This is a genomic window from Enterobacter cloacae complex sp. 2022EL-00788 (genome assembly GCF_026627565.1).
Taxonomy (GTDB): Bacteria; Pseudomonadota; Gammaproteobacteria; order Enterobacterales; family Enterobacteriaceae; genus Enterobacter; species Enterobacter pasteurii.
In genome coordinates, this window is sequence record NZ_JAPNMC010000002.1 from 92,685 (window position 1) to 110,211 (window position 17,527).

Consider the following 17,527-nt stretch of genomic DNA (forward strand, 5'->3'; position numbering starts at 1 on the left):
TTTTTTTCGCCTTTCTCCGGGCACCGCGCACCGCGCCGCTTTCCTGCTCGTATTTCATTTCTGGCACACCCTTTGCAATATCCCCTTCGTGTTAGCTGCGGCCATTACCGAATTCTGACAGGAGAGGATTTATGAAGCTGGTTACGGTGGTAATCAAACCATTCAAACTCGAAGACGTGCGTGAAGCGCTGTCTTCCATGGGTATTCAGGGACTGACTGTCACCGAAGTGAAAGGCTTTGGGCGTCAGAAAGGTCATGCCGAGCTTTATCGCGGGGCAGAATACAGCGTTAACTTCCTGCCAAAAGTGAAGATTGACGTGGCGATTGCGGACGATCAGCTCGATGAAGTGATTGATGTCGTAAGCAAAGCGGCCTACACCGGCAAAATTGGCGACGGCAAAATTTTCGTTGCCGAACTTCAGCGCGTCATTCGCATCCGTACCGGCGAATCCGACGAAGCGGCGTTGTAAGTAACTCCTGGCACACAGTGATAGGGATCGAGAAAATGAAGATAGCAACAATCAAAACGGGTCTGGGGTCGCTGGCGCTGCTGCCGGGCCTGGCAATGGCGGCACCTGCCGTGGCAGACAAAGCCGATAACGCCTTTATGATGATCTGCACCGCGCTGGTGCTGTTCATGACTATTCCGGGCATCGCGCTGTTTTACGGCGGCCTGATCCGCGGCAAAAACGTACTCTCCATGCTGACGCAGGTTGCCGTCACGTTCGCGCTGGTGTGCGTGCTGTGGGTGGTTTATGGCTACTCGCTGGCCTTCGGCGAGGGTAATGCCTTCTTCGGCAACGTTAACTGGGCGATGCTGAAAAACATCGAGCTGACCGCGGTGATGGGCAGCTTCTATCAGTATATCCATGTCGCGTTCCAGGGCTCGTTCGCCTGCATCACCGTGGGGCTGATTGTGGGGGCGCTGGCCGAGCGTATTCGCTTCTCTGCGGTACTGATTTTCGTGGTGGTCTGGCTGACCCTCTCCTACATCCCGATCGCGCACATGGTCTGGGGCGGTGGTCTGCTGGCCTCTCATGGCGCGCTGGACTTTGCGGGCGGTACCGTTGTGCATATTAACGCCGCGGTAGCAGGCCTGGTGGGCGCCTACCTGATTGGCAAACGCGTGGGCTTCGGGAAAGAGGCGTTCAAGCCGCACAACCTGCCGATGGTCTTCACCGGTACCGCTATCCTCTACTTTGGCTGGTTCGGCTTTAACGCCGGTTCCGCCAGTGCCGCCAACGAAATCGCCGCGCTGGCCTTCGTGAATACCGTTGTGGCAACGGCTGGCGCAATCCTCTCCTGGGTATTCGGCGAGTGGGCCGTTCGCGGCAAGCCCTCGCTGCTGGGTGCCTGCTCAGGGGCGATTGCCGGCCTTGTGGGTATCACCCCTGCGTGTGGCTACGTGGGCGTCGGCGGCGCGCTGCTGATTGGCATCGTCGCCGGACTGGCAGGGCTGTGGGGCGTTACCGCGCTGAAACGCGTTCTGCGCGTGGACGATCCGTGTGACGTATTCGGCGTGCACGGCGTGTGCGGCATCATCGGTTGCATAATGACAGGCATCTTTGCCGCGCAGTCCCTGGGCGGCGTCGGCTACGCGGAAGGCGTGACCATGATGCATCAGGTGCTGGTACAGCTGGAAAGCATCGCCATTACCGTTGTCTGGTCGGGGGTTGTGGCCTTTATCGGCTACAAGCTGGCGGATATGACCGTCGGGCTGCGCGTGCCGGAAGAGCAGGAGCGCGAAGGTCTGGACGTCAACAGCCACGGTGAGAATGCGTATAACGCATAATAAAAAGCGAAACGGCAACCTTTGGTTGCCGTTTTAGTCTGTATTCACTTACCCGCGGGAGAGGTGAGGGCAACATCATCCCCTGTTACGCATGACCCCTTCCTGAACCGTCGACGCTACCAGCACGCCATCCTGGGTATAAAACTCCCCGCGAACAAACCCGCGGGCGCTGGACGCTGAGGTGCTTTCCACGCTGTAGAGCAACCACTCGTTCATGTCGAACGGGCGGTGGAACCACATGGAGTGGTCGATGGTGGCGACCTGCATCCCTTTTTCCAGGAAACCGACGCCGTGGGGCTGTAGCGCAACCGGCAGGAAGTTGAAATCTGACGCATAGCCCAGCAGGTACTGATGCACGCGCAAATCTGCCGGTACGCTGCCGTTGGCGCGGATCCACACCTGGCGAGCGGGCTCAGCGGTGTGCCCCTTCATGGGGTTATGAAATTCGACGGGGCGGATCTCCAGTGGCTTATCGCACAGAAACTTCTCCTTCACCTGCGGAGGCAGCAGGTGGGCCAGCGCCCGGGCGATGTCGGTTTCCGATTTCAGATCGTCCGGCGACGGGGCAGGGGGCATCGTTTTTTGATGCTCATAACCCGGCTCTGGCGCCTGGAACGAGGCGGTCATGTAAAAGATGGGTTTTCCATGCTGAACGGCGGCGACGCGGCGCGCGCTGAAGCTTTGGCCGTCACGCAGAACCTCCACGTCGTACACAATCGGCTTAGCGCTGTCACCGGGGCGTAAAAAATAACTGTGGAACGAGTGCACCAGTCGGTCTGCCGGAACCGTCTCCTTTGCTGCATAAAGCGCTTGTCCTACGACCTGGCCGCCAAATACCTGGCGTAACCCCAGATCTTCGCTCTGCCCGCGAAAAAGCCCTTCTTCTATTTTTTCCAGGTTCAGTAATGTCAGCAGATTGTTCAGTGCCTGACTCATAGTCGTCCTCAATAAACGCCGTGGCGAAAGATAGGCTGAGTATAACGCAGAAACGATAGTGGTCCGATGGGTGGAATTATCTTAATACCTGGGCAAAATTAGGCATAAATCCGTGATTTGTGCCACACTTGTTTACGTTATGTGAATAAAACGACATCGGATGGGATCGATCCCGCCGGTGCATTGATGATAAGGAGACTTCAATGAAACTCGTGCCTATGCTAAGTGGTGTTGCAATGGCGGTGGCGTTGTCCGCCTGTGCGGATAAGAGTGCCGATGTAGCGGTACCAACGGCGACCCCAAACGGGATTAACACCCTTTCACAGCAAGCTATTCGACAGCCTAACGTGTCCGGTACTATCTGGATCAAACAGAAAGTTGCTCTGCCGCCGGACGCGGTTTTAACGGTCACGTTATCCGATGCGTCTCTGGCGGATGCACCGTCTAAAGTGCTTGCACAGCGTGCAGTTCGTACAGAGGGTAAACAGGCACCGTTCAGCTTCGTACTGCCGTACAACCCGTCTGACGTGCAGCCAAACGCGCGTATCCTCCTGAGCGCGGCGGTAACGATCAACGATAAGCTGGTCTTTATCACCGATACCGTGCAGGAAGCGGTCAACAAAGGCGGCACTAAAATCGACCTGACCCTGGTCCCGGTACAGCAAACTGAAGTGCCTGTTGCAACGCAGACCAATCAGCCGACGCTGCCAACGGCGCCAACGCAGCTGTAATTTCCTCTCGCCCTCTTCATCTTTCTGAAGAGGGCGTCAGTACTCCCAGCGATACCTCTGCATATCAATCCTGCCCGATCCGGTTACCTGCACCCCCTCAGACAGTAAAGCCTGACGCTGACGCTGCAAATCTGGCCCGGTCAGGGAGATTTCTCCATGTCGGTTGACCACCCGATGCCAGGGTAACGTGCTCCCCTCCGGCAGCCGTTTCAGCACACCGCCTACCTGACGCGCCGCGCGTGGAGAACCCGCCAGCCGGGCGACCTCGCCGTAGGTAGTCACGCAGCCTTCGGGGATAGAGGCCACAATCTGCCATACTCGCTGCGGAAAAGTGTCATGTTCGTCCATCGTTACTCCTGAGGAATAATCCGCGAAGGGCAATGGTAAACGAAGATAACGCGGATTGCTTCGCCAGTTTGCGCAATAATCCAGCATCCGGTTGCCGACGGCTTGCAATTGAGGTGCACCATAGGGATAATGCGCCAGCGCGTTGGTTATCAACGCTCTCAATGGGGGCTCTGTTGGTTCTCCCGCAACGCTACTCTGTTCACCAGGTCAGGTCCGGAAGGAAGCAGCCAGGGCAGACGACGTGGGTGCCGGGATGTAGCTGGCAGGGCCCCCACCCATTTGTGCTAAGTGCATGATATCCATCATGTAACCCTGTATGTTCGTGCATTGAAACGGCGGTGATACAACTTTTGTGTATCACTTAGGACGCTAATCAATGTCGCATCTGATGCTTTCCCGTCACGGGATCTGGTACTACCGTAGGGTCTACCTGACACCTCGGAAACGCCGTGAAATTCGTATTTCTCTTAGCACACGTTCCAAGCGTGAAGCTTTGCTCCGTGTGGAGAAATATCTCGCCTCACGACCTTTCCACTGCGTTCCGCAGTCCATCCCGGCACACACTGCAACCCCGTCTGCTTCCTTCCAACAACCACAACAGAAAAAGCCTTTCAAGAGCCTGAAGAGTGAGCTTGATAAGTACACCAGCGCTAAAACAGGAGAGGTTGGTGAACGGGAAATATTGACGATCAACAGATGCATAAATGCATATCTGAATTCTACAAAAGAGCCTTTCAGCAAAAGAAGCGCGGCGGCGTTTGTTGATGGCCTTGAAGGTTCAGCATCCACCAGAAACCGTTACATCAAAAAGAACTCGGCGTTTTTCAAATGGCTTGCAACTCGCACGGATGATGAGATTCGAAACCCATTTGAGGGGATGGGTATTAAGGAAACAACCGCACCAATGGATCGCCGTCCAGCATACACGCTCAACGATCTGAAACGATTGTACATTGCTTTACATGGCGTGAAGGATTGGAAGCGGTGGATCATCTTAATCGGTCGTTATTCTGGTATGAGGCAGAATGAGATTTGCCAGCTTTACCACAATGACGTGATGAAAGTTGACGGGGTTTGGTGTTTCCGCGTTGATAACTTGAATCCAAATCAGACGATAAAAACGGACAGCTCGCGGCGGTTCGTTCCGATACATTCGCAGCTTCTTACGCTTGGCCTGCTTGATTTCATCACTGACAGAAAAGGGCATTTGTTCCCTGAGCTTACCTTGCATCTCGGCAGTTATGGACACTATTTCAGCCGTTGGTTTACGAGGTTCAGAGGCAAGCATAGCCTGCCTGAATATCATTCACTGCGCCACTATGCCGCCACAACATTTAAACAGAATGGCTTCCCTGAACAGTTCGCTTCGCAGGTGCTCGGACATTCGAACGCAACGATCACGTACAACCGATACGGGAAGGGGACTGCTGTTAGGACGCTCGTCGAGTTAATTGAGGTACTCTAAAAGTTATCCGGATAAGCAAATTCACGATGGTTCCAAAGGGGATAAATACGCTTCGAAAATCTTGAGTGCAAATTATAACCCCTTTAAATATAGAGGTTTTGTGATCCGTGTTGTTTTAGCGAGGTTTCCAAAAGTGATAGTCTGGAAATCATGCTAATGCACTATTGATGGGGTAGGATAATTATGCCAAGTCGTAGAATCGCTTACGCATACTACGATCCTGATTGGATTAAAGGCGAGCATACGCTTCTCGCCCTCAAAAGGAATACTGTCGAGCCGCTTGCTTATTCACTGTCTATGAAAGGATATATTTTTTGTCCTTCTTGCTATGAACATATAACTCGAGTGCCTGCCGATCCTGACAAGGGCATGACTACGAATGAAGTTCCGGCCTATTACAAACACCTTAAAGATGATAATGCGCCTTTCTGTAGTTTGAGATGTGGCCCCATTCAGTACAAAAAATATTCATCTCAAGAAGATGCAAAAAAAGCCGTTGAAGATGAAGAGCTTATAGTCATAAGCGGTTTTCTCGAGTCTCGTCCTGATAACAATCCAAGGATCGATTCTGAGGGCAGTGAGGTACCTGTCGATTCTCATTTTGAGAGAAAAAATGGCAAAGAGGTTTCATTGCCTATTTCCCGCCATCATGGTGAGTCTTTCAAGGTTCCGAGCCAAGTAACTAGTGTCCAGTCTTTATGCGTTAATTTCGATCATAATTATTATCGTGAGATTTACCTTGTTGGCGCAGATGGTAAAGCAAAGCGCTACAGATTTTGTGACTCACTAAAAGAAATCAATGACATAACTGAGGGTTCTTCTGATCCAGCATTCTTTTTTGGTACGTTTTGGAAAATTGAGAAGTTTACAGGCCATAGTAATGTCTGGTTAAAGATCAACCAAGGAACATCATTTAGGGATTTCAGAGTACGTATCACTAATGATACAGCTGAAGGGAGAGGATTTTTTAATGATAAAAATCGTGGGAGGATAACTGTTTTTTATAGTCGAGTAGATGAGGTCGGCATGGGGTATATGACACCCCAGTTAGGGTGGGGGGAGGTGGCACTTTTGCCTGCAAAATATGATGATTTTTTAATCAGTGATTATGCGTCATCTCGTAAGGACAATCATTAATTTTCGATTGGTTGTGATGAAATCGACAAGATTATAAGCCCTGCTGAAGCAGGGTTTTTTTATGTGTAAAGTTGACCGATAAGGCGGCTTCGTTCAACCATACGTCAGGCATCTGCGGCGCTGGATTTGTCTTGTGTCGCAGACTGTATCTCACTTTGTGTGACAGATAAAGCAGGTTAACAGACAAAAGAACGGCCGGGACAAAGCCCAGCCATTCTATTTACAGTACGCTACCATAATTTTAAGATGATTTATGCGGTAACAATTCTTGGCGTAATACGACTGCGTTGAAACTCTGAGACTTCCTCAACAACAAAACTCATATGATGGTTGGTATCGTAGCTAATCCACTGGGTCGGGCCACCCTTAATTTCTTCTCTGCTGCAAGCCTCAATTCTCTCATCCCCCCAACTAAAGCCAGCCCCTAAATAGTAAGGAGATTTGACAATGACTCTTGCCAAGTCATACATTTGCGCCCCTTTATTACCTTTTTGCTTAGAGTGACCCCTTGCAACAAAATATTTATTTTCAATGGTATACCTAATTTTCCCGTTAGCATGAATTGCTTTTACACCATCAGCACCTTTGGGATTCCGAATACCATAATCAGCAAAAAGAAATGGTGATTTCATATCAGAATAAATTGCCTTCCAAACATGCATTTCCTTACGTTCAACGAGGTCTGTTGAATCCACTTCCTTTACTGCATCATTTATGATTATTGGGAACGAGCAACCCGCTATCATGATACTAGCAAAGCCAAACTCATCAACGGCGGTAATGAGATGCTGCATATCGGCATGCATTGATACAATAGACTTATGAGTAACATCTCCAAAATCAAACATTACCATCACTTCAGCACCGGAAAGCCCAAGCGAATCCAGAATCTCATGAATCGTATCTGTAAAATAATCTACGTCGTAAGCATCATCTATAGATGTAGAATCAATACGTAAACAGTACATTGTCCCTTCGGGTACAACTAATCCTTTCAAGGCATTTTGATAGTCTAGGATATCCCAACGGTCGAATCCTATAACTGGATGTACAAGTGATCCACTTGAGGCTAATGCTCTGTACATGTAGCTCAAAACATGCTCACCTGTTTCAATGTAGCTATCTGCTTTCCAATCAAAAAAGTCGAAAAATATTGATGATGATGAATTCGCGTTATTGATTCCATCCGCAATTTTAGTAAGAAAATCCTTTTTCATCTGAGATGAGCCGCTTAAGGCCTTAGATTTCTTATCGTTCTCAGTTAATTGGGGAATTTCAAAAAATGGCCAAATTTTTTGCGAGTAAACAGGTTTCAGTCTTTTCAATGCTTCAAACTCACCAGCTTTTGCTCTTAGGATCGGCACGTATGTAGGGTACATGGTTCAGTTCTCCTGAGGTTTCAATTCATGTTTGAAGCGTTTAATATTCTACTTACTTCGCCTTGCCCTATGAGATCAGCAAACAGGCGGTAGTTACCACTTTCACGTCTTATTCTTCCAGCAATGATTGCCGGATTAATCTTCAGTTCCCTAGAAAGACAATCGATGGTTTCTTTAGACGGAGAAGAGTATGCATCACTTCTCTTCCAGACTGCCCTAGGTATAAATGCTTCCCTAGCAAGCCGGTTTGCTTCAGATTCCTGCCTATCGTCAGAAGTAGCATCAATATCATCTAAAAATGTCTCTTCAGAATGAACGTGTTTCCATATATGAGCAACTTCATGGAGTAGTGTGAACCAAAAATTATCGAGACGGTCATGTCTCAATGTCAAACCAACAATCGGCATGCCGTCAATATCCTTTAATGCTGCTCCGTCTATGCGAGTGCCTTTTAAGCTTGGTTCGATAACAACGGCTATTCCATGTTTTTCAAGAAATTCAAGAGCAAGTAAGGGACCTGTTTCGAACCAGCTTAGTTGTGCCAAATCCCTCAAGAAGCTTGTAGAAAAAATTGCTGGGTCAAAGTTCCCAAGCAGATTTTTACGTTCACGCGCTCGCTGCACAACCCTACTAACCCATGCATAAAGTGCATATTTTGTCGAAGGAGAATACGCATCCCCAGAAAGGGTTCTCTTAAATGCGACATTACCTGTTTGCCAGCCAATTTGATTAATAAATCCTTTAATTAGTTCTTCTGTGGATTTTTTTATCGTATCACTGGCTTCAGAAATCCATCCTCTCCCAATCATTTCTTTAATCGGAAACTTAGACCAGTCAACATTATCATCACCTGTTTTGTTCTGATCAGCATTTATACCTATCAACGTATCAGTAGAAATGCCAAGTCCGATTGAAAGTGCTTTTATCATCGGAACAGTCAAAGGTCTTTTCCTTGACAAAATTTCAGAAACTCTACTTCTTGTTCCCAAATAGGGTACAAGATCCACTTGTTTTAACCCTTTCTCGTGCATACGGAACGTAATAGCATCGATTGGATCTGGTGGCTCTATAGGATATTTAGAGTTCTCGTATGCTTCTACAAGTGTGATAAGTAACTCTAACTCCTCATTTTCATCAGTTCCAGGAGACGGCATCATAACTAATAACGAATGTATACGTTCCAAATACTCCTGATGCTGCCTATCTGTTCTAATTACTCTAATATCCATTATCATTACCCTTCACAGAGGTAACAAAAACCAACAACCGATTGAAATCAATGATCGTTTCAACATAAGAAGCACAGCAATCCACCTTAAAAACAAAGGTTTGATCACCAATATTTTCTACTTTGGGAAAGTGCTTTTTCACTTCTTCCTTTGATTTCCAATTGCTTAAACTTAGCTCTGTTGACCACGCATCAATCCAGTTTTTACTGGAAGGCTCATAGCGCTTAAGTTCTTCCAACTTATCTCTTCCGAGTAGCCGCATAGCCATGCACTTTGTTCCTAATCTGGGAACATCATAATGTTCATAATCGACACTGTCAACCTATGTTCCCAAAAATGGAACATGATGACATTTCTTCATCTCAATACCCACATATACCATACTGAGAATAAAAATTCATCAATGTAAAGAGCTACCTACGGACGCAAGAGAAAAATGTGAACACCACATTATGCTCCTACACACATCTCCTCGTTGTTCTCACTGCCGACTCATTGTTGAGTGTCCCTATGAAAATAATCTAATCTTATCGATCGATAAAAATTATCGATAAGATCTAAATAATTCATAAAACTGGTTAAAGTGGGTGCCTGAAATTTTTACTTCACAGCATGAAAGGATGACGGCTTTGACCACTAACCAACTGAAAGACAATAATCTGTACTATCATTTGAAATTGTGTAACGGATTGTCGCGTGAAGACGAGGTGGTCCAGATTTCCGCTCCCGATCTCACGGTAGATGAGATCGAACATGCCCGTCGTTTGGCTCTAGCAGGTAAAATTGAAGCGTTCACACAATTTGTGAACTCTTGCCGGAGCGTGATCAAAAACTATGAGCCGCCAGTGTTCAAGTATACAGGGGAAAATGTGGTCGCTTTATCTTCTTGTACGGAGGTATCTTTAAGGACTGCGGTTAGTCGTCCGTATTATGGTTATGTTAAAAAAGCCGTAAAAGATGAACAGCCAGAAGACCTATTTATAGTCAAAGGCAGTAATACGAACCTCCAACCACTGATTGATGAGGTTGGGCGATCCTACATGGTAGTGGAAAATGTAGCTGAGATGGAGTTTGGTCAAAAGCCATACAAAGCCGTGTCAGCCCCGGTTTTTTTGTGTCTGTCGCATGAGAAAACGGCTTGCCAGTGTATACTTTTGGTGATACAAAATCATTGCCTCACCGCTTTTTAGTGCATTGAAATACATAGGTTTTGTTAGAAAAAGCTTAGCTGGCAGGGCCCCCACCCATTTGTGCTTCCCCAGTCTTTTCTTCAGAATATCCCTGTTATTACTGTGCCTGTTACGGGCTGCGTAATATATCTTTCATTCAATTGAAATAACATTGTCATAAACCTGTAATAATAGACTGTCATTTTATTATCGGGCGTCTTTTTGTTGTTATAAGCAAAAAATATATATCTGGATAAGAATGTTATCTTCGTGTATTAAATAAAACACGTATTCCGAAGGGATGTGACAATCATGGTGACTGCGGTATTAAATGTTAAAATTGATGAAGCGCTAAAAGAAAGACTTCGTCACTATGCGGAAGTAAATAATGAGAATTTAAGCGTGACCACGGAGAAACTGCTGCTGCTGGCATTTGAAGCAGTAGAAGAGGCGGGAGTATCGGAAGAGGATATTGATAATCAGCATACGGAAGAAGAGAGCGTAACTCCATTTACTCCTAAAGAAATCAAAGCACTACGTAAACTTCTGAAGAAGAGAAAATGAAACAACAACTGTCGACTGCCAGTGACTACAACGAGGCCTGCAGCCTGTTGCGTTCCGGCTACGTGAAGCACGTCCGTCTCGGCTGGAATGTAGGAAGCGATGAGTTCTTTAGAATTGCATCTGACTGGTGTGATACTGGTGCAAAAATAAAGAAAGAAGGGGATAATTTTATTATTTCCCTGAAAGGCTTCCCGATCCCTCCTCAACATTAAGCTTGCCGTTATGAAAACTGCTGACTGCATGCGTTACAGTCAGCAGTTTTTATTGTTTCTGTCGAATAATTTACACCAGGCTCCGCTTTACCGGTGGCGTGCTGTTATTTAGGGCAAGCCACAGGGGTTTGATCCGCAGTAATGCCGCTTCAAGTTCGGGCGGGTTGAGCGAGAAGGGCATCCGCAGGTAGCGGTCAAACGCCCCTGAAAGCCCAAAGCGCGTGCCGGTGCCCATGGTGATCCCGATTGATTCCGCACGCGCGGCCAGCTGGGTCGCCAGCGGGCCGGGTAGCTCAATCCAGTATGAAAGCCCGCCTTCCGCCTTATGAAAGCGCCATTCGGGAAAATGTTCCCGCAGCATCTGTCCGCAGCGGTCGCGCCGTTCAGCCAGCATTTTTCGGCGAGCGGGCAGGAACGTCTCTCCGTTTTCGATAAGCCAGAGCGTGGCCAGCTGTTCGAGCACAGGCGAGCCCAGATCCAGCGCGTCGCGCGTCTGGGCGAGCGTGGCGATAGTGCGGGACGAGGCGCGGATCCAGCCGAGGCGTAGCCCGCCCCAGAAGCTTTTTCCAGCGGAACCCAGCGTAATCACGTCCGCCTCCGGGTTAAACGCGGCCACCGGCGGCGGCGGGGGCGCGTCAAACCAGAGATCGACCATGGTTTCATCCACCACCAGCGTGGTGCGGGTTTGCGCGGCGATGTCGGCTAGCGTCTGGCGCGTTGCGGCGTCCATGCAGCGCCCCGTCGGATTATGAAAATCCGGCATCAGATAGGCCAGACGAGGAGCGGTCTGGGCAAGCGTTGCGGCAAAACCATCGGTATCCCAGCCTGTCTCAGGAAGCGAGACGCCCACGGGACGGCAGAGCGCGCCCTGAATAGCGGCTATCGCCAGCGGGTAGCCTGGATGATCTACCACCACGCGATCGCCGGGGCCGGTCAACATGCGTAAGACCAGGGCAAAGCCGCTGACGGCGCCGTTTACCACCATCACTTCGTCTGCCCGGGTTGGCAGTCCACGCGCGGTATAGCGGATGGCGATGGCCTCACGCAGCGCCGGCAGGCCAAGCCTTTCGTACCCCGTCAGCGCCAGATGCGGCGTGATGGCCGCAAGCGCGTGGGTGTAAGCCTGATGGATCTCGGGCCCCGCGTTGAGTGCGGCGGTAGAGAGATCGAGCGCGGCGCTTGCCGTAGAGAGGGTGGGCACGGCGCGGCTGTCTGGCAGGATCACCCGCGAACCGCTGCCGTGACGACTCTCCAGATACCCTTCGTCCCGCAGGTGGGCCAGCGCGCTGCTGATGGTGGTCCGGCTGACGTCAAGCGCGGCTGCCAGCTCCCGCTCGCCGGGCAGACGGGTATACAGCGCCAGCCTGCCGTCGAGAATTAACAGCCGTAGCGCATCGGCCAGCTGGCGCCACAGCGGAGTACGGGAAGCGGCATGCTGCCAGTGGCCTAACAGACGTGCCAGAGACTGGCTCCCAAAACGACGTGATGACATGTGCAGTCCACTATTTGAAAACTGGACATTAATCATAGTGCCATTTTCACCGAAGATGGAAGCCTGGTTCTTCGGAGAAGATGAAATGGTACGTCGTCTGGTACAACTTTATGTCGGCTTAGGCCTCTACGGGCTATCAACCGCCATGTTCATACGCTCGGATCTCGGGGTCGATCCCTGGGACGTGTTTCACCTTGGAGTGGCAATCCAGGCCGGGTTAAGCATCGGCACGGTGATTATTTTGACCGGGGCCGCGGTGCTGCTGCTGTGGATCCCGCTGCGCCAGCGTCCCGGTCTCGGCACCCTCAGCAACGTCATTTGTATCGGCCTGGCGGCAGACGCGTCGATGGCGCTTTTGCCGGAACTTACCTCGATGCCCGTCCGCATTACCCTGCTGGTATCCGGCATCGTGGTGAACGCCATTGCCACCGGGATGTATATCGGCGCGGGGTTTGGCGCAGGCCCGCGCGACGGCCTGATGACCGGCATTCACGCCCGGCTGGGCTGGTCGATTCGCAGCGTGCGCACCGCCATTGAGGTGAGCGTGTTACTCATCGGCTGCCTGCTCGGCGGAGCGTTTGGCGTCGGAACCGTGCTGTATGCGTTAACCATCGGCCCGCTGATCCAGCTCTGTTTGCCGTGGTTTCGCCAGAAGCCACGGGGGCTGACCGCACCGCGGCCGGAGCGCATTGTTTGATTTTGCGAAGCGCTCACAGGCTTTAATGGCGTAACTGTGCCAAAATAGCGGCTTCTCTTTTTGCGATGTCAGAATGCATGAAAGCCATCACTCTTTATGACGTTGCCCGCGTGGCGGGCGTTTCTTATCAGACCGTTTCCCGCGTGATTAACGACGCGGAGCACGTTTCTCCCCGCACGCGGGAAAAGGTCCGGCAGGCCATGGCGGAGCTGCACTATGTGCCTAACCGCGGCGCGCAGCAGCTGGCCGGAAAGCGCACCCGCACGCTGGGGCTGATCACGGCCGATCTTGCGCTGCACGCGCCGTCGCAAATTGCTTCAGCCGTAAAATCCCGCGCGGTGGAGCAGGGGGCAAGCGTGCTTATCTCGATGGTGGATCGGCCTGCCCGGTGCGGGGCCGCCCTGCAGGAGCTGCTGGCCCAGCGCGTGGAGGCGCTGCTGGTGAACGTTCCGCTGGAGGATACGCAGGCAGAAGCGCTACAGGACATGGCTTCGCCGGTTCCGGTGCTTTTTCTCGACGTGTCCCCTTCCGCGCGGGTGAACAGCCTCGTGTTCGATGCGGGGCAGGGTGCCAGCCTGGGGGCGGAGCATCTGCTTTCGCTCGGGCACCGGCGAATCGCTCTGCTCGCCGGGCCGGAAAGTTCTGTCTCTGCCCGGGCACGTCTGGCGGGATGGAAAACCACGCTGGCTAAGGCAGGCGTGGACGCGCTGGCTGTGGCGCACGGTGACTGGAGCGCGGCCTCTGGCTATGAGAAAGGGCATCACCTGCTGGCGGGCCCGACGCTGCCGGAGGCGATACTCGTTGCAAACGATCAGATGGCGCTCGGCGTCATGCGCGCCTGTGCGGAAAAAGGCGTAGCGATACCGGGCCAGATTTCGGTGGTCGGGTTTGATGATACCGCCGACAGCGCCTGGTTTTCACCCCCGCTTACCACCGTGCGGCAGGCGTTCCGTGAAGCCGGCGAGCGCAGCGTGGAATGGCTTCTGGCACCAGCCCGTAGCGAAGCGCGCTGGCAGAAACAACTTCCCGTTACGTTGATCGTTCGCCATTCCACTGCACCGCGCGCCGGGCAGCAGGCCGATCGTGAAGCGCTGGCGCAACAGCTCAGAGCGCTGGCGCTGCTGGCGGAGAAGCTGGCCCGAGGCTGACGCTTTTGTGATCGGGCTCGCCTGGTGACGATCTCGGCCTTTACGGCGACCGTTTACCAGGGCATGTTGGCTGTAAATTGTGAGCGCTTCGCAAAGAGGTTAATATGTCTTCTATCCCCCCGCTGACACTCAGCGCACTTCTCGCTCGTCGTGACTGGGAAAACCCCGGCGTGACGCAGTGGAACCGTCTGCCCGCACACGCGCCTTTTCACAGCTGGCGTGAAGAAACGTTCGCCCGTGAGGATAAGCCTTCGCTGAGCAAGCGCTCGCTTAACGGGCTCTGGCGATTTAATTTCTACGCCGCGCCAGAGCTGGTGCCCGAGGCGTGGGTGACGGACGATCTCGCTGATGCCGTCGGGATGCCCGTGCCGTCAAACTGGCAGATGCAGGGGTTCGATACCCCCATTTATACCAACGTCACCTACCCATTTCCGGTGAACCCGCCGTATGTTCCGGCTGAAAACCCAACCGGTTGTTACTCGCTCACATTTGACGTGGAGGAGGCCTGGCTGCAGGGCGGGCAAACCCGCATCGTCTTTGACGGAGTTAATTCGGCTTTTCATCTGTGGTGTAACGGCACGTGGATTGGCTATTCACAGGACAGCCGCCTGCCTGCCGGGTTCGATCTCAGCGCCGTGCTGCGCCCGGGCCAGAACCGCCTGGCGGTGATGGTGCTGCGCTGGTGCGACGGCAGCTATCTGGAAGATCAGGATATGTGGCGGATGAGCGGCATATTCCGCGACGTCTCGCTGCTGCACAAGCCAGAAACGCGGATCGCCGATTACCGGATTGTGACCGACCTGAATGCCGAATACGATCGGGCGGTACTCCGGGCAGACGTTGCGCTGGAAGGCTCACGCTACGCCGGGGGCGAGGTGGCGTTTATCCTGTGGCGTAATGGCGAAGCCTGCGCGCGCGCCGTCCAAAAGCCAGGCTCGGCCGTCGTGGACGAGCGCGGCAGCTGGGCGGAGCGGCTTACGGTTGCGATACCGGTAAACAACCCCGCGCTGTGGAGCGCCGAAACGCCGGCACTTTATCGCCTGACCATCACGCTCAGGGATGCGCAGGGCACCGTGCTGGAGACCGAAGCCTGCGATGTCGGCTTCAGGCGCGTTGAAATCAGCAACGGCCTGCTGAAGCTCAACGGCAAACCGCTGCTGATCCGCGGCGTGAACCGCCACGAACATCATCCTGAAAAGGGTCAGGTGATGGACGAAGCCACCATGCGCCGCGACATTGAGCTGATGAAGCAGCATAACTTCAACGCCGTGCGCTGTTCGCACTACCCGAACCATCCTCTGTGGTACACGCTGTGCGATCGCTATGGCCTGTACGTGGTCGACGAGGCGAATATCGAAACCCACGGCATGGTGCCGATGAGCCGCCTCGCGGACGATCCGCGCTGGCTGCCTGCCATGAGCGAGCGCGTTACCCGTATGGTCCAGCGTGACCGTAATCACCCGTCAATTATCATCTGGTCCCTGGGCAATGAGTCGGGTCATGGAGCGAACCACGACGCGCTGTACCGCTGGCTGAAAACCACCGATCCCACGCGTCCGGTGCAGTATGAAGGCGGAGGGGCCAATACGGCGGCAACCGATATCGTTTGCCCGATGTATGCCCGCGTCGACTGGGATCAGCCGTTCCCGGCGGTGCCGAAGTGGTCGATTAAAAAGTGGATCGGCATGCCGGACGAAGCGCGTCCGCTGATCCTGTGCGAGTATGCGCACGCGATGGGCAACAGCTTTGGCGGCTTCGCCAGCTACTGGCAGGCGTTCCGCAGCCATCCCCGGCTGCAGGGAGGCTTTGTCTGGGACTGGGTCGATCAGGCGCTGACGAAGGAAGACGAGAACGGCACGCCATTCTGGGCCTACGGCGGGGATTTTGGCGATAAGCCTAACGATCGTCAGTTCTGCCTCAATGGACTGGTGTTCCCGGACCGCACTCCGCATCCAGCCCTTTACGAGGCGCAGCGTGCCCAGCAGTTTTTCACCTTTACGCTGGTGAGTACTTCTCCGCTGGTGGTTGAGGTTCAAAGCGACTATCTGTTCCGTCATACCGACAACGAACAGCTGCACTGGTCCGTAGCGCGTGACGGGGCGGCGGTGGCCTCCGGCGAGATTGCGCTCTCTGTCGCGCCGCAGGAAGTACAGCGCGTTGAGATCCCTTTGCCTGCGCTTGCCGCCGGGCCGGGTGAGGTCTGGCTCAACGTTGAGATCGTTCAACCCAAGAGCACGCCATGGTCGCCGTCCGGCCACCGCTGTGCCTGGGATCAATGGCCGCTTCCGGCTCCGCTGTACGTTGCGCCACCGGAAGCGGGCGGGACGGCCCCGCAGCTAACGGTGCAGGACGAGGTGCTGGATATCATCCATCAGCAGCAGCGCTGGCAGTTTTGCCGCATCACCGGGAACCTGATCCAGTGGTGGAATGCGGGCGCTGAAACGCTGCTTACTCCTGTCACGGATAACTTTACCCGCGCGCCGCTGGACAATGATATTGGCGTCAGCGAGGCGACCCGCATCGATCCGAACGCATGGGTGGAGCGCTGGAAGGTGGCGGGTATGTATGAGATGTCGCCACGCCTGCTCCGGTGTGATGCGGAGCAGCACGAGCGTGAAGCCGTGGTGACCACGCAGCACGTCTGGGAATACCGGGACAGAGCGCTGTTCGTGAGCCGCAAGATCTGGCGGATTGATGACCACGGCGTGCTGCACGGTGAAGTGCAGGTGACGGTGGCGTCCGATATTCCGGAGCCTGCCCGGGTAGGCCTGAGCGTTATGCTGGTGGATATTCCGGAAACGGTACGCTGGCTGGGGCTGGGTCCGCTGGAAAACTATCCGGACAGAAAGCTGGCGGCGCAGCAGGGACGGTGGGCGTTACCGCTGAAGGCTATGCATACGCCGTATATCTTTCCGTCGGAAAACGGCCTGCGCTGCGACACCCGCGAGCTGTCGTTTGGTTCGCATCAGCTGCAGGGGCGGTTCCATTTCTCCCTGAGCCGCTACGGCCAGCGGCAGCTGACTGAGGCAACGCATCAGCATCTGCTGCGGAAAGAGGCGGGCTGCTGGCTGAACCTGGATGCCTTCCACATGGGCGTTGGGGGAGATGACTCCTGGAGCCCGAGCGTGGCGCCGGCCTTCATCCTGCAAAACCGCCAGCTGCGCTACAGCTTTAGCTGGCAGCAGAACGGCTGAGACGTAACGCGCGGCCACGCCAGTGGCCGCGTCA

The 17,527-nt window shown here is 53.2% G+C and carries 17 protein-coding genes and 1 other RNA gene; 12 read left to right on the top strand and 6 right to left on the bottom strand.

The window, feature by feature from the left end:
• The first annotated feature begins 131 nt into the window (after positions 1 to 131).
• Positions 132 to 470, top strand: coding sequence for a P-II family nitrogen regulator (glnK, locus tag OWK27_RS02915; RefSeq protein ID WP_006809867.1), 339 nt, complete (start codon positions 132 to 134; stop codon positions 468 to 470).
• A 35-nt stretch (positions 471 to 505) separates the two neighbouring features.
• Positions 506 to 1,792 carry an ammonium transporter AmtB gene (gene amtB / locus OWK27_RS02920; protein WP_148420297.1) on the top strand — a complete coding sequence of 429 codons (1,287 nt, stop codon included), beginning with the start codon at positions 506 to 508 and terminating at the stop codon, positions 1,790 to 1,792.
• 75 nt (positions 1,793 to 1,867) lie between these two features.
• On the opposite strand, the gene tesB is transcribed toward amtB, so the two are convergent.
• Positions 1,868 to 2,728, bottom strand: coding sequence for an acyl-CoA thioesterase II (tesB, locus tag OWK27_RS02925; protein WP_148420298.1), 861 nt, complete (start codon positions 2,726 to 2,728; stop codon positions 1,868 to 1,870).
• Positions 2,729 to 2,931: 203 nt separating this feature from the next.
• On the opposite strand from tesB, the gene OWK27_RS02930 reads away from it, so the two are divergent.
• Positions 2,932 to 3,459, top strand: coding sequence for a YbaY family lipoprotein (locus tag OWK27_RS02930; RefSeq protein WP_148420299.1), 528 nt, complete (start codon positions 2,932 to 2,934; stop codon positions 3,457 to 3,459).
• Between the two features lie 36 nt (positions 3,460 to 3,495).
• Here the strand turns inward: OWK27_RS02930 and OWK27_RS02935 are convergent, their stop codons facing one another.
• Entirely contained in the window at positions 3,496 to 3,894 is a 399-nt protein-coding gene (locus OWK27_RS02935; RefSeq protein WP_148420300.1) for an MGMT family protein, read from the bottom strand.
• Positions 3,895 to 3,978: 84 nt separating this feature from the next.
• Here OWK27_RS02935 and ffs point away from each other — a divergent pair.
• The 3 genes from ffs (at position 3,979) to OWK27_RS02950 (ending at position 6,409) form a co-directional block, all read left to right on the top strand.
• Positions 3,979 to 4,075: signal recognition particle sRNA small type (gene ffs, locus OWK27_RS02940), an RNA gene on the top strand.
• Positions 4,076 to 4,183: 108 nt separating this feature from the next.
• Positions 4,184 to 5,272 carry a site-specific integrase gene (locus OWK27_RS02945; protein WP_267589787.1) on the top strand — a complete coding sequence of 363 codons (1,089 nt, stop codon included), beginning with the start codon at positions 4,184 to 4,186 and terminating at the stop codon, positions 5,270 to 5,272.
• A gap of 183 nt (positions 5,273 to 5,455) precedes the next feature.
• Complete coding sequence (locus OWK27_RS02950) at positions 5,456 to 6,409, top strand: hypothetical protein (protein ID WP_003847560.1); 954 nt, start codon at positions 5,456 to 5,458, stop codon at positions 6,407 to 6,409.
• Between the two features lie 251 nt (positions 6,410 to 6,660).
• Here OWK27_RS02950 and OWK27_RS02955 read toward each other — a convergent pair whose 3' ends face one another.
• From OWK27_RS02955 to OWK27_RS02965, 3 genes are read right to left on the bottom strand one after another with little or no spacing between them, the layout of a single operon-like run.
• Entirely contained in the window at positions 6,661 to 7,788 is a 1,128-nt protein-coding gene (locus tag OWK27_RS02955; protein WP_040236483.1) for a beta family protein, read from the bottom strand.
• Positions 7,789 to 7,808: 20 nt separating this feature from the next.
• A complete protein-coding gene (locus OWK27_RS02960) occupies positions 7,809 to 9,017 on the bottom strand; it encodes an ImmA/IrrE family metallo-endopeptidase (protein ID WP_040236485.1) in 1,209 nt (402 codons plus the stop codon).
• Positions 9,007 to 9,285: a type II toxin-antitoxin system HigB family toxin gene (locus tag OWK27_RS02965; protein WP_040236487.1), complete on the bottom strand. Its 279-nt coding sequence runs from the start codon at positions 9,283 to 9,285 to the stop codon at positions 9,007 to 9,009. Before OWK27_RS02965 ends, OWK27_RS02960 begins: the two co-directional genes overlap by 11 nt.
• A gap of 352 nt (positions 9,286 to 9,637) precedes the next feature.
• Between OWK27_RS02965 and OWK27_RS02970 the strand changes: the two genes are divergently transcribed.
• From OWK27_RS02970 to OWK27_RS02980, 3 genes are all read left to right on the top strand, one after another.
• A complete protein-coding gene (locus tag OWK27_RS02970; protein WP_267589788.1) occupies positions 9,638 to 10,207 on the top strand; it encodes a hypothetical protein in 570 nt (189 codons plus the stop codon).
• Between the two features lie 291 nt (positions 10,208 to 10,498).
• Positions 10,499 to 10,750: a hypothetical protein gene (locus tag OWK27_RS02975; protein ID WP_148420301.1), complete on the top strand. Its 252-nt coding sequence runs from the start codon at positions 10,499 to 10,501 to the stop codon at positions 10,748 to 10,750.
• On the top strand, positions 10,747 to 10,962 hold the full coding sequence (locus OWK27_RS02980) for a hypothetical protein (RefSeq protein WP_148420302.1): 216 nt from the start codon (positions 10,747 to 10,749) through the stop codon (positions 10,960 to 10,962). The genes OWK27_RS02975 and OWK27_RS02980 overlap by 4 nt, the downstream gene beginning before the upstream one ends.
• A 70-nt stretch (positions 10,963 to 11,032) precedes the next feature.
• Here the strand turns inward: OWK27_RS02980 and OWK27_RS02985 are convergent, their stop codons facing one another.
• Positions 11,033 to 12,454, bottom strand: coding sequence for a PLP-dependent aminotransferase family protein (locus tag OWK27_RS02985; protein WP_267589789.1), 1,422 nt, complete (start codon positions 12,452 to 12,454; stop codon positions 11,033 to 11,035).
• Between the two features lie 85 nt (positions 12,455 to 12,539).
• Between OWK27_RS02985 and OWK27_RS02990 the strand changes: the two genes are divergently transcribed.
• From OWK27_RS02990 to OWK27_RS03000, 3 genes are all read left to right on the top strand, one after another.
• Positions 12,540 to 13,151, top strand: coding sequence for a YczE/YyaS/YitT family protein (locus OWK27_RS02990; RefSeq protein ID WP_242174431.1), 612 nt, complete (start codon positions 12,540 to 12,542; stop codon positions 13,149 to 13,151).
• A 77-nt stretch (positions 13,152 to 13,228) separates the two neighbouring features.
• Complete coding sequence (locus OWK27_RS02995; RefSeq protein WP_267589790.1) at positions 13,229 to 14,299, top strand: LacI family DNA-binding transcriptional regulator; 1,071 nt, start codon at positions 13,229 to 13,231, stop codon at positions 14,297 to 14,299.
• Between the two features lie 104 nt (positions 14,300 to 14,403).
• Entirely contained in the window at positions 14,404 to 17,493 is a 3,090-nt protein-coding gene (locus OWK27_RS03000) for a beta-galactosidase (RefSeq protein ID WP_267589791.1), read from the top strand.
• Positions 17,494 to 17,527: the final 34 nt, after the last annotated feature.